At 49.7% G+C, this 12,185-nt stretch carries 9 protein-coding genes; 2 read left to right on the forward strand and 7 right to left on the reverse strand.

Annotated elements, in window-relative coordinates:
* Position 1 precedes the first annotated feature (1 nt).
* The gene (locus tag ACTJJJ_RS15655) at positions 2–1,144 is read right to left on the reverse strand and encodes a DEAD/DEAH box helicase (RefSeq protein WP_188933565.1); all 1,143 of its coding nucleotides are present in this window, start codon (positions 1,142–1,144) and stop codon (positions 2–4) included.
* A gap of 180 nt (positions 1,145–1,324) precedes the next feature.
* On the opposite strand from ACTJJJ_RS15655, the gene ACTJJJ_RS15660 reads away from it, so the two are divergent.
* Entirely contained in the window at positions 1,325–2,173 is an 849-nt protein-coding gene (locus ACTJJJ_RS15660) for a hypothetical protein (RefSeq protein ID WP_188933563.1), read from the forward strand.
* On the opposite strand, the gene ACTJJJ_RS15665 is transcribed toward ACTJJJ_RS15660, so the two are convergent.
* Together ACTJJJ_RS15665 and ACTJJJ_RS15670 are read right to left on the reverse strand one after the other, a co-directional pair.
* Positions 2,174–3,940, reverse strand: coding sequence for a M14 family metallopeptidase (locus tag ACTJJJ_RS15665; RefSeq protein ID WP_440702258.1), 1,767 nt, complete (start codon positions 3,938–3,940; stop codon positions 2,174–2,176).
* Between the two features lie 7 nt (positions 3,941–3,947).
* Positions 3,948–5,096 (reverse strand): lipase family protein, encoded by a 1,149-nt coding sequence (locus ACTJJJ_RS15670; RefSeq protein ID WP_440702259.1) that lies wholly within the window; start codon positions 5,094–5,096, stop codon positions 3,948–3,950.
* A 157-nt stretch (positions 5,097–5,253) separates the two neighbouring features.
* On the opposite strand from ACTJJJ_RS15670, the gene ACTJJJ_RS15675 reads away from it, so the two are divergent.
* Positions 5,254–6,498, forward strand: coding sequence for a cation:proton antiporter (locus tag ACTJJJ_RS15675; protein ID WP_188933559.1), 1,245 nt, complete (start codon positions 5,254–5,256; stop codon positions 6,496–6,498).
* Positions 6,499–6,506: 8 nt separating this feature from the next.
* Here the strand turns inward: ACTJJJ_RS15675 and ACTJJJ_RS15680 are convergent, their stop codons facing one another.
* From ACTJJJ_RS15680 to ACTJJJ_RS15695, 4 genes are all read right to left on the reverse strand, one after another.
* Positions 6,507–7,538, reverse strand: coding sequence for a hypothetical protein (locus ACTJJJ_RS15680; RefSeq protein ID WP_440702260.1), 1,032 nt, complete (start codon positions 7,536–7,538; stop codon positions 6,507–6,509).
* A gap of 4 nt (positions 7,539–7,542) precedes the next feature.
* Positions 7,543–10,221 (reverse strand): DUF3352 domain-containing protein, encoded by a 2,679-nt coding sequence (locus ACTJJJ_RS15685; protein WP_440702261.1) that lies wholly within the window; start codon positions 10,219–10,221, stop codon positions 7,543–7,545.
* 11 nt (positions 10,222–10,232) lie between these two features.
* Positions 10,233–10,976 carry a glycosyltransferase family 2 protein gene (locus ACTJJJ_RS15690; protein ID WP_188933553.1) on the reverse strand — a complete coding sequence of 248 codons (744 nt, stop codon included), beginning with the start codon at positions 10,974–10,976 and terminating at the stop codon, positions 10,233–10,235.
* A gap of 72 nt (positions 10,977–11,048) precedes the next feature.
* Positions 11,049–12,185, reverse strand: a complete 1,137-nt coding sequence (locus ACTJJJ_RS15695; RefSeq protein ID WP_440702262.1) for an acyltransferase family protein — start codon at positions 12,183–12,185, stop codon at positions 11,049–11,051.

The following is a 12,185-nucleotide window of genomic DNA, read 5'->3' on the forward strand; positions in this document are numbered from 1 at the left end:
ATTACCTGCCCAGCGCGTAAGGATGGTCGTTTACTACCGGGATGTTCTTGGCGATCAGCTTATGAATATCTTTGAGATACGTCTTTTCTTCCCGGTCGCAGAACGAGAACGCAATGCCCTTCGCACCCGCACGACCCGTACGACCGATGCGGTGAACGTACGTTTCGGGAATATTCGGGATTTCGTAGTTGATCACGTGTGTAAGGTCATCCACATCGATACCGCGTGCTGCGATGTCGGTCGCTACCAAAACACGGGTAGTCTGGCTTTTGAAATTCTTCAATGCATTCTGGCGGGCGGTCTGCGACTTGTTGCCGTGGATCGCCTCGGAAGTAACACCTGCTTTACGCAATACTTTCACTACCTTATCCGCCCCGTGTTTGGTACGGGTGAAAACCAATGCCGTTGCAATAGATTCATCTTTCAGAATATGCAGCAGCAGCGAATTTTTGTCTGATTTATCTACGAAAAACACCGATTGGCGAATGGTATCGGCCGTTGAAGAAACCGGGGTAACTTCCACTTTCGAGGGGTTTCTCAAAATGGTACTCGCCAGCGTTACGATCGCCGGAGGCATCGTAGCCGAGAAGAACAACGACTGGCGCTTGGCCGGTAGCAGCTTGATCACTTTTTTTACATCGTGTACAAAACCCATGTCGAGCATGCGGTCGGCCTCGTCGAGCACGAAAAATTCGAGCTGATTCAGTTTAACGAATCCCTGGTTGATCAGGTCGAGCAAGCGGCCCGGCGTGGCGATTACTACATCGACGCCTTTCAGTAATGCGTCGGTCTGCGGTTTTTGGCCCACACCACCGAAAATAACGCTGTGCCTCACACGCGTATGGCGCCCATAGGCAGCGAAACTCTCACCGATCTGGATCGCCAGCTCGCGGGTAGGGGTCAAAATCAAGGCACGGATACGGCTTTTTTCAAACTTCCCAACCGGGTTTTCGTGCAGCAATTGCAGCATCGGAATCGCGAAAGCGGCGGTTTTACCGGTACCTGTCTGCGCACAGCCCAGCAAGTCTTTATTTTCTAGAATAACCGGAATAGCTTTGGCCTGGATGGGGGTGGGGGTGGTGTATCCTTCTTCTTGAAGAGCCTTTTTGATCGGCTCAATGAGTTCTAAATCCTGAAATGTCATTTGGTCTTTTTAAGGGCTGCGTGTCGATTATCCATTTTAAACGCAGCCTGCATAATATGAATCGGCCGATCCGGCCAGGTGTATAACAGAAGTATGTTTTTAAACGTTCAGTGAGTATACTTGGCAAAAGTACTCACTTATCGTGTAAATTTGGTCATCATTCATCAACGCAGCAACGCTATGGGCAGAATTATTACTCTCACATTCTTATTGTCGTTCATCTTCGTGGCCGTTCATGGGCAGGATGTAATGGTCCGGAAAAATGGCTCTACAATCGAAGGAAAGGTAGTGGAAGTAGGTATCGACAAGGTATTGTACAAGATCAGCCAGGAAGCCAATGCAGCCAATTTCGTGATCAGGAAGAATGAATTGCTGCGGATCGAGTTCGGGAACGGCCAGACGATCTGGTTCGATAAACGTCGCGAACGCAGTAGCGAACGCAGCAGCGAGCGCGGACACGAACGCAACTCACCGGTGGTCCAGGACGAAGAGATGCGCAGGAACAAAATTGATTTCTCGCCTTTTAAAGCACTCGATAGCGGGCCGGGCTTCGGGATCAGTTATGAAAGAATTTTGGATAAAAGCGGTTATTTTGGCTTGCTTCTGCCATTTACACTTACCATTCCCGACAGCTATTACTTCCCGGTCGGATCGGAATCAAACGATAACGACCAGATGTATTATTTCTCACCAAGCTTAAAAATCTATCCCTTCGGCCAGAAGCGCGTTACCTACGCAGTGGGACCCACGCTTTACGCCGGTGTTGGTAAACGTTGGTACAACTATACGGACTACAACCCTACAACGCAGGTACACACCAGCCGCGACGAGGAAAGGGAACGCTTCCGGATGGGAATGATCGTCAATAATTACGTGAATTTCCAGATCACGAAACACTTCCAGATCGGCCTGAATGCAGGATTAGGCCCGCGGTATATTGACCGTGAAAAATTCAGATCGGAAACTTACAGGAACAGGGGGATGGAAATCACCGGTGAATTCAATTTCAATCTGGGCTTCCGTTTCTGATCATTTGACGACGCGGAAAATGGGATAGCGCATATATTCCTTTTCCGCGTAATCCGAATTTTGATAAATAAAATCCAGCTGTGCATTGCCGTTCTTGGCAAACTCAGGATCGGCTTTACGTTTTTCTTCGAGTTTCGCTTTCAATTCGGGTGATTTTTTAAGCAATTCCGAGGCCAGATCTTCAAAAACGTAGCCCGAGTAATGCTCCTTCGCCTGTAAAATGGTGTCAAAGAAATTCCATTTGAAAAAAGAATCCACCGCTTTCGGTTCGAGGGTTTCGATAATATAGCGGTTGGCGGATTGATCGGCAGGAACAACCCAGTCGCCTTTTTTGAAAATCAGCTTCTGTTTTTCGGTCCTTAGCTTGACGGAAGTGTGCCAGTAATGCCCTTCAAATGGCTGTTTCGGAGTTTCCAGTTCTTGGATATGGTAGGTTTCCACATTAATCTCCGAATCTTTGTCAAGCACATTCATTTCAACACCATTCAATCGCAGCAGCTCTACTATATTATGCCAGCCCTGCGGGATAATGTAAGCTTCCGGCCGGGTCACCTCATCCAGCGGAACGTAGGTGTCGTAAAACGGAATGTCCTTCGTAAACGGTTTTGAGCGGTCGTAATGCAGCCTGGGCAACCCGCTCACTTCGCTTGGTATGTACTCCGGTTCGTAGCCTTTGAATGCGATAGTAGATTGTTTTGACTTATCGACTTGCCAGGTAATGGCAAATTTCTCTTGCTTTTTAACCGCCTCTTTCGTCTCATTCCGCAGTTTCAGCAAAGCTTTGCGATATGCGGCCAGGAACCTGATGTTGCCGTGCAAATAGGCATAAGTCGATTTCACGCGCTGATCATAGGGTTTCAGCATGTGCGTTTCGGTCATTACACCTATTGTATGAAACAAAGCCGCATAGCCCGTTGAATACCGCGGCCAGTCGGGAAACTGGACAAAACCCTTGTCGGGCGTCTGTCCGTAAGCATTCACGTAGGGCGTCGCTTCGTAGCCTGTTTCTTTCAAATGCTTATACATGTAAGGCAGGAAAACCTTGTCGTTAAAGTCGCCGAGCGGGCCGCCGAGCTTGTCTTTCTGGGCATAATCGAGCGTCATCACATATTGATAATCGGCTCCGTTGCTTACGTGCGTATCCGCGAAGAGATCGGGATCGAGCTCATGGAAAATGGCTGCGAAACTCCGTGCATTCCGGGTGTCAGATTTGATGAAATCTCTGTTCAGATCGTAATTCCGCGCATTTCCCCGAAAACCATATTCCTCCGGCCCGACCTGATTGGTGCGTGTGGTATTGTTGCGGTTCAATGCACCCCCGATGTTGTAGAATGGGATAATGGCGACCACGACGCTGTCCAGTTCCGGAAATTTGGCAGGATGAATGAGCATATCCCGCAACAGCATCATCGACGCATCCACGCCATCGGGCTCACCCGGGTGAATGGCATTGTTGATGAACAAAACAGCTTTTCCCTGTGCTTTCAGTTTTTTAATATCAAAAACCTTATTTCTTGAATACAATATCAGATGCAATGGCCGGCCGCTGTCGGTAGGGCCTTTTTCCTGCATTTGCACCTGCGGGAAATTCCGCGCGAGCTGCCGGTAAAATGCAATGCCTTCCTCGTAGGTAGGCGTTTGTTTGCCGCCGCTTTTTTCAAATAGGGTCTGGTACTGGGCAGCGGCGGGAAATGCAATGCCCAGCAGGATGCCCCGCAGGATGCCCCGCAGGATGGCCCGCAGGGTTAATGTCAGTTTGGAGCACATGAAGGGGTCAGTATTTGTATTGTTCGATCAGGTGGAGGTAGGGATGCAGACCATGGTGGATAAAGACGTTCTGGTCCGAATCTTCAAATTGCGTATAATATGCGGCATCGGCCAGCAGCACGATCGTCGGCCCAGTGCGTACGTAATTGCTGCTCTTATAGAATTCCGGTGATTGGTATTCGGGCAGGTTTTTGGAGACGATCTTTCCCGCATACTTGCCCAGGTACTTCTCATAATTGCGCTGCGCCTTTTCGCTCGGCTTTCGCAAACCCTTGTAAGCGTGCCTCATGCCAATGCGGGCAATGAGCTTTTGCTTTTTGATGATGCCGTCGATATTCTTGAAAGGATTGGTATTGTTGAAATCGGCGAGGGTTTGTACCGAAAATGGCACTTCCGGCACCCAGTCGGCAGAGTTGATCACATTATAACCCCAGCCGCCGTCGATCAGGTGTTCATATTCATAAGCAAAATAGGTATTTCCCACTTTGGGGGCGGCACTGGCGTAGGTTTTGAAACGGATGTCTTTGGGTAATGCACCCTGTTTTTGCAACGAATACAAATGGGCCGTCATGAGAAAGCTGAGCGCCCCGCCCTGGCTGTGGCCCATGATCAGGAAATCCTTAACGCCGGTTTTGTACAATGAATCGATTTTCGGGACGATATCCCTGGCGAGATAGGCCGTACCGACGAGCCAACCAACGTGCACGGCTGCCTTTGGATTATCGGCCAGATGATATTTGAATGTATAATCCCCGCTGATTTTGAGTTCCCCGTGTGCGGGTACCATCGCGGCATAGAAATTTTCAAGCCAGCCTACGGCGTTCATCGTCGTACCGCGGAGATTGATCACGCCTACCGAGGATTTATTTTTCCAAAGCCCCCAGCGATTGTCAAGCCCCATCACGGGAGAGGAATAAATGGAGTCGGCCCGGTTCGGCCGCGGTACCTTGAACTTTTGCCGGTTGGTCATGGCGGTGTCGTACAGCAGGGCGTGCATATACACGAGCTCCTGGTACTCGGCCTTGTCGAAGCCGGGTTTCAGTTTTCCGGTTTGTGAAAATACGGGCCGAGCGGGGAAGATACCGATTAGCAGCATCAAAACCGGGTAAAAATGCCTGGACGGCCACGGCTTGAAATTTGCCAGAGTCTTTTGCATAGTTGATAGCGAAGCGTTGAATGACAAAGCAACCTTTGGATTACTAATGTAGGAAAACAATCGATTAGAATACTATTAGAGTTTGCCCGCGTGGCTCCTTCCGCCTTGAATGCGAGCCCTTAATTTTCTATTTTTGACTAGTCTAAAAAATATTTTCATGGAGCTGTATTACTCTTTTTCTGCCTTAATTGTCCTCTCTGCGATATTTTCCTACCTCAATTCCCGGTTTCTGAAATTACCTCCGTCCATCGGCGTCATGGTGATCGCATTGATGGTTTCACTGGGACTTATCGCAACCGACAGCATATTTCCGCGCACGTTCATCCGCATTTCCACGCTCATTGCGAGCGTCGACCTTACGGAAATACTCATGGGGGCGATGCTTAATTTCCTGCTTTTCGCGGGTGCCATCCATTTGCATTTGGAAGATCTCCGCGAGCAGCGCATGCCGGTGATCATTTTTTCGACCGTCAGCGTCGTGATATCGACCTTCGTGATCGGTTTTCTAATGTATTATATTCTGCCTTTGCTCGGCATTACCATTCCGCTGATCCAATGCCTTGTGTTCGGCGCATTGATTTCGCCTACCGACCCTATTGCTGTGCTCGGTATCCTCAAACAGGCAGGCGTTCCCAAATCCCTCGAAACGAAGATCGCCGGTGAATCGCTTTTCAACGATGGTATGGCGGTGGTGGTGTTCATTCTCATGCTTGCGCTGGCGCGCGGAGAAGAAGTGAATACATCGTTTACAGGGATCGCCGGATTGTTTGTCAAAGAGGCGATTGGCGGGATTTTGCTCGGCCTGGCGCTCGGTTTTCTGGGTTCCAAAATGATGTACCGGGTAGACGGCTACAATGTCCATGTGCTCATTACGCTCGCGATCGTGATGGGCGGGCATCTGGCTGCACAGGCATTGCATATGTCGGGCCCTCTCGCGATGGTGGCGGCGGGCCTGGTAGTAGGTAACTATGGTAAAAACCCCGGTGCGGTTTCGGATACGGAACGTGACTATATTGATAAGTTCTGGGAGCTGATCGATGAAATCCTGAATGCGATCCTGTTCCTGATCATCGGTTTCGAATTGCTGCTCATTCCGGATATGAAGCAATATGGCTGGGCAGGACTGGCGGCCATAGTGGTAGTGCTTTCGGCACGTTTTATTTCGATCTACATTCCGGTCAAACTGATTCCATTCAGGACGCGTTTCGGGAAGAAATCGATTACGATATTGGTATGGGGTGGATTGCGGGGAGGCGTGTCCATCGCGCTGGCATTATCCATTGATCAGGATCTTAACAAAGACGTGTTGCTTGCGATCACCTATTTTGTGGTGCTGTTCTCGATCATCGTCCAGGGGCTCACGGTGAGTAAGCTGACCGCCCGCCTTCCCGACGAGGAATAAGCGGTTGACTAGGAAGCAGGTTCGGCCACGAGCCGGTTGATCAGCGCATTGATTTTATTCAACCAGAGCGTCTGCCCCTCGCAAGTCCAGTGGGAATCGCCTTTCAGATATGCCGAGCGGCCCATGCGCCGGAAATCGGGAAGGATATCGATATAAGGTACCGCTAGTTTGGGATGATTGTATATCTTCTCGATCACATTGTTGTACGGACCATAATCGGGGCTGAGCACCGAAACCTTATTTGGGATAATAGACAATATCACATTGTTAAAGCCCAGCGAATCGGCGAAGTCGCGGCTTGCGTTGAGATTAGTTACCATCGAATCAACTTCCGCAGCGCGAACCGGCGTGAATGCCGAGGTGATATTAGGCGTGTCGGTATCCATGTAATACACGATGTCACGATCGTCGTTTACCAGTGTGACGCCCGAACCGGTGCGGTTAAAAAAGCGGTGATTAAAATCGGATTTCCATTCTTTCAAGCGCAACACGAAGTCGTTCTGGAAGAGAAAACCGTCGAGTCTGTCGGCAGTATGCGAGCCTTTGAACGCTTCGTCGAGGCGGTACATGAACTTAGCGGGAGCCCCATCCCGAACAAATGTCGCGGTGTCGGGAACGAGTACGGTTAGGACCGACGATGCGAATTTCTGGCGGAAATGCCGTTCTACGCTTTCGATCAGAAGAATGTTGTGTTCGGTTGTATCGAGTTTAATATGCAGGAAGTCGGACCATTTCACCCAGGTGTATTCATCTACGGGAAAGTCCTTCTTTTCAACCCTTCCTTTTTCCGTAAAACTATCGCCGATGATGTACAAATGCACTTTTTTCGCAGACTGCGGCCGAACAGGGGGGATATACCCGGTGCACTGATGGCGCGGATCGCGAAACCCGGACAGGTTCGAGAGTTTGTAAAGATCGCCATACTGATAACCGTCTTCCACGACCTGCTCTTTCCAAAGCCAGGGTAAAATGGTCGGAATGAGTCCCACGGCCCAGATCAGGCAGCCAGCGGCCAGAGCGATATATCTTAAAATTTTCATAGCATTATCTCAACTTGATCGACCAGACCTGTATTTTCTTTTCCGACCGGCTGAATATCAATAATTTATAATAACCGGGCTGATAGGTGAGCTGCACCGGCATTTCCGACGGGATAGCTTTGTCGCCGAGGCGCTTTCCATTCATGTCAAAAACCGTGGTATAGTTGCCCGATTTGATCGTAATAAACCGGTTGTCGACGCCGAAGAAATGATATTGGATTGTTGAATTGGGTAAAATATCCTTGATTTCGAACAGTTCACGACCGTCTTTGGTAATAATGGCGGTTTTTGAATTAACGGAGCGGACCAATATCCAATCCAGCGAATTGCGGTCAAAAAGGATCCGGAAGCGTGAACCCGGTTCGGGACGCAGGAGCTGCCGGCGGGAAGTGATTTTACCGTCCAGCGTAATGCGGATCAGCTCACCCGACACGCTCACGCCCGCGAGCTCCGGCTGACCGGTCTGCGGATTTTGCGCCCAGGTAAACGGACTTTCGGCGCGCGTCAGGATATCGACCGGGAAGCCGGGTTTTACCGTCCCGTTTTCTTTCAATAAATAGATCTTTCCGTTCTGCTGCGTCACGATGAAGCCCCTGTTGCCGATCTGGTTCAAGGCTACAACCGGTCCGACAATCTTCTCGAAATCAACCGAATGGTTCAACCTTTTGAGTGAGCGGGTCACACTTTCCCAAACAAACAGCTCTTCCGCCGAACTCTTGACGATAAACCGGTTACTGCCGTCCTCTCCGCCGTCGATAAGGTACAATGCCGAAATAGGGTCGGAGGTAGGCAAATGCGCCTGGAATGCGGATACATTGGTGGAGTCGTCTTCATCCAATGCGTACACCGTGCGGCCGGTGGCGAAAATACGTTGCTGGCGGCCGATGTTCAGGAAGTCGACTTTGTAAGCGGCTGTGCTGATGGGCCCGTTCAGCTTTGCAATCGCTTGCGTTTTTCCTTCGCGCAGGTTATTCGTTCTGAGTAGATTATGTTCCTTGTCGGTCAATAATATTTCCGAACTTCCGTCGATCGGGTTTTGCAATGCCGCTAGTTCCGCATCGTAGATATCCGGCCATTCTATGTCGATATTCAGGAACGTACGGTTCAGTACCTTACTGGCTGTTTGCCGTTTTTTGGGATGGAATGTCAGTTCCGGAAATGCCTCGTTACCTTCAAAACGACATTGCAGGGTAATCGACTCAATTTTGGCAGTCAGGTCGCTGTACTTCTTGCTTACCTGCGTTTCCTCGCCCGATTGCGCCTTCCGCAGGTTCACGATCATCGAAAGCTGCGCCTCGTTGTTCACGTTCGTGAGCACGCTGTCGTATTCAGGCGACTGTTTCCAGGTGATCTGGTTTTCGTAATCGACAATATAGTTTTGTAAAACCTGCGAATTGTTGCTGATCACAAGGTAGGGCGCGATATAAGTGATGTAGCTGCGCGGAAAGCCGGTAAACATCGGGCCATACAATCCTGCCGGCAGTTCAGGAACGGGTACCGAGTAAATGTCATAGCCCTGGTACTGGTCGGCGGAAGCGTTGCTTTCCTGGTTGGCCAGGCGCGCGAGTTTTTGCAGCACCGGCCTCACTTTATCGTAATTGGAAAATTCCGTGAGCAGTATTTTACCGTCGGTAATGCTGTTGTTTTCTTCCAATTGGCATAGCACAAATTCCGAACCAATATTATCGACCAGCACACTGCTTTCGCCCGCGATATAGTAGTTGAGTTTGTCCCAGGCCGGAGACTTGTATTTACTATGCCATTTCGCAAAAGCTGCCTTGAAAGCCGCCTTGTCGAATGCAGCTGCGCGGTACAAAAAGGAAGTTTGCTGGGAAACGTGCTTATGCCCGATGAATGGCGTGCCGGGGTTATCTTTCAGGATTTCGGCCAGGTAATAATCCGGCGCATCCGCCCCGTCCGATTTAACGACCAGATTACCCTTACTTTCGGCTTTTTCGATGTGAAAATCCTGGTAGGAGGGGAAACTCTTGCCAAACTCGGCCAGGGTAGCCACATTCTCCATCGACATGACGGATTTCCAGGCGTCCGTGCGCAGGTAAATGCTCGTTCCGTAGTCAGAATCATTGATATTCGAAAAGCGTGAGCGCAGCCTGAACGAGGCGATATTGAGTGACGACGCACGCACGGCGTCTTCAATCAGATCACCGTAATAGCTCACGATCAGGAAGTGGTCTTTGACCAGATAGGAGAACAGCGGCCGCGAATTGGCGTCGATGGCGTCGGTAATGCGGTGGTCCTGGAAGTTATGGTGCAGAAGCCGGATGTTGGCGTGCTGCGGGCTGGCGAGCCATTTGGTTTCCTCTTCCGTTACGGGAATGTACATGATCACCCCCCATTCCGTGCTCGTACGCGGGTGATAGGAGTACGAAAGGGCTTTGCCTTTCAGGAATGTTTTGAGTTTTTTAGGATCTTTCGTCAGCAGGTTGAGCAATGTCAGATTATCGCTGGCGATGTCCAGGAGAGGAAGTCGTTTGAGGTCAAGCGAGGCCTCGGTGGCCGTGTAGACCGAATCTTGCAAATGCTCGCTGGTGATTACCACCACGGCATTGGACGGGATGAATTGCCAGGCTGCCGACGAACCCCTCGACCATTTGAACAGGAAATATCCTGCTGACGCAATAAGCACGACCAGCAGGATAGCAATCAGTTTTTTTTTCGACACAAGCCTGTTTTTTAAGCGCGGATCGCTTTCACTTTATCATTCAGTTCGAGGCGAAACCGCAAGAGTTCTTTAAAGCTTCGTATACAAACTTTCCACAGGTTCCATTTCACGATCGAAACGGTGCCGGTTTCACGGTCTTTGTGGGTGATAGGGATATCGAACAGTTCCTGTCCCGATTTTTTAGCCATCACAGCCAGGAAAATGTTCGGTGCGAACGGTTCCGGGTTGGGCAGCTGGTCCATCAGTTTTTGAAGGAATGTTCCTTTGATCAGACGGAACGGAATATTGCTGTCCATGATAAATGTACCATAAACAGAAGAGATCGTACCGCGGAGGAATTTCGTAATAAAGAGGCGTACGCCCGCATCGTGCCGCACCTGGCGGTAACCGAGTATGAATTGCGACTGGGAACGTTTGGCCCAGAGCTTGTCGAAATCGTCGGAAACGAACTGGTCATCGCTGTCGGTCTGGAATACATATTCGGAGCCAACTTCCAGCGCCTTGCGGTAGCCGTTTACAACCGCATTACCATGCCCGCCGTTTTTCTGGTGAACCACCGTGAGGTTGTCGATCTTTTTGTCGAGTTCATCCAGTAATACCTTCGTATTGTCTTTTGATCCGTCGTTGATGACGATCAGGGTAGTGTTATCGTTGGGGAATTTGGTTTTGAGGAAGGTGGTCCAATTATAAACTACTTTTTCGATACAATCCTGCTCATTGTATGCGGGCATTACTATACTCAGAAGATATGACATGCAAAAGCGTATTTGGTATGTTGCGCGAAATTAATAAATAAAGCCTGTAACCGGGCTATGGGGTTTCATTATTTAGTAAGCGTACTTGTCTTTCAAGGCATTAATCGGTTTCTCGAAAAAGTACCAGGAAACCGATGCGACTAAGACAGTGAGCGCTACTACAACCGTTGCTTCGAATGCGATATTGCCTTCGAGGCTGGGGATATATTGATAGATTTTCCGGAAAAGCCTGACCGTTGGGTGCATGGGACCGCTGTGAAAGTGGTTATATACAAAATTGTGGTACAGGTACAGGCCATAGCTGATTTTGCCAAGATAAATACACACCGGATTTTCGAGAAACGCGGCCATCCAGCCCCTGAAACCCATCACAGCGCGCCCTATGAGCATAAACCCGAAAATGGACGACAAGGTTCTGTCGAGCACTACGTACGGGAAGTTGAAAGGTTGAGCGAGCGATTTGGCCCACCATTGTACCAGCACCCAGCCCAGTAATCCGAGCAGAACCGGCCACGATTTGTTGAAGAATTTGACAAACAGGTCATTCTTGTAAAGCTGCATCCAGGCCATAAGCCCACCCAATGCGAACGAATCGAAGCAAGCGGGCGTGGATACGTATGCGACCGTCCATTCGGCCATTGTGACGAAGTTGGTGCCGGGAATCCTGCCGGAATAGAAAATGTAAGCGCGCAGCAGAATGCTGAAAATACCCATTAAGCCCAGCACAGGCACCAATCTGTTCTTTGGAATAAAGAATATCAGGAAGGGGAAAAAGAGATATACCTGCTCTTCCACCGCCAGCGACCACAAATGGTCCACCGAGCCCATCCATGTTTTGTGCAGGGCAATATAAATGTTGGTCCCGTACAATGCGAGCCACGCCAGCTTATCACGGACTGGCGGCACATTGAGAATGAACAGTATTGCGATGATCAGGTAATAAACCGGAAATATCCGGATCGTTCTGCGAATCAGGAACTTGCGCAGGTATTTTTTGAAGCCTCCGGGCGTCCCGTAAGTTTTTTCCTTGCTTTTGAGCAAAATACGGGAGATGAGGAAACCGCTGAGCACGAAGAAAATGGTCACGCCGAGCGCCCCGAACGGGATAATGTTGATCTCTACGATCAGGTGATCGAGCAGAACAAGCCCTACTGCAATAAAGCGCACGCCGTCAAGTTGAATAATGTGTCCTTCCGAATTGGTGCGCAT

The sequence above is a fragment of the Dyadobacter sp. 22481 genome, from assembly GCF_052044875.1.
Taxonomy (GTDB): Bacteria; Bacteroidota; Bacteroidia; order Cytophagales; family Spirosomataceae; genus Dyadobacter; species Dyadobacter endophyticus.

What these genes read in the sequence shown, in the direction of transcription:
- ACTJJJ_RS15660 (WP_188933563.1), top strand. Translation starts at nt 1,325, where the DNA reads ATGGGCAGAATTATTACTCTCACATTCTTATTGTCGTTCATCTTCGTG.
- ACTJJJ_RS15675 (WP_188933559.1), top strand. Translation starts at nt 5,254, where the DNA reads ATGGAGCTGTATTACTCTTTTTCTGCCTTAATTGTCCTCTCTGCGATA.
- ACTJJJ_RS15680 (WP_440702260.1), bottom strand. Translation starts at nt 7,538, where the DNA reads ATGAAAATTTTAAGATATATCGCTCTGGCCGCTGGCTGCCTGATCTGG.
- ACTJJJ_RS15655 (WP_188933565.1), bottom strand. Translation starts at nt 1,144, where the DNA reads ATGACATTTCAGGATTTAGAACTCATTGAGCCGATCAAAAAGGCTCTT.
- ACTJJJ_RS15670 (WP_440702259.1), bottom strand. Translation starts at nt 5,096, where the DNA reads ATGCAAAAGACTCTGGCAAATTTCAAGCCGTGGCCGTCCAGGCATTTT.
- ACTJJJ_RS15695 (WP_440702262.1), bottom strand. Translation starts at nt 12,185, where the DNA reads ATGCGCACCAATTCGGAAGGACACATTATTCAACTTGACGGCGTGCGC.
- ACTJJJ_RS15690 (WP_188933553.1), bottom strand. Translation starts at nt 10,976, where the DNA reads ATGTCATATCTTCTGAGTATAGTAATGCCCGCATACAATGAGCAGGAT.
- ACTJJJ_RS15665 (WP_440702258.1), bottom strand. Translation starts at nt 3,940, where the DNA reads ATGTGCTCCAAACTGACATTAACCCTGCGGGCCATCCTGCGGGGCATC.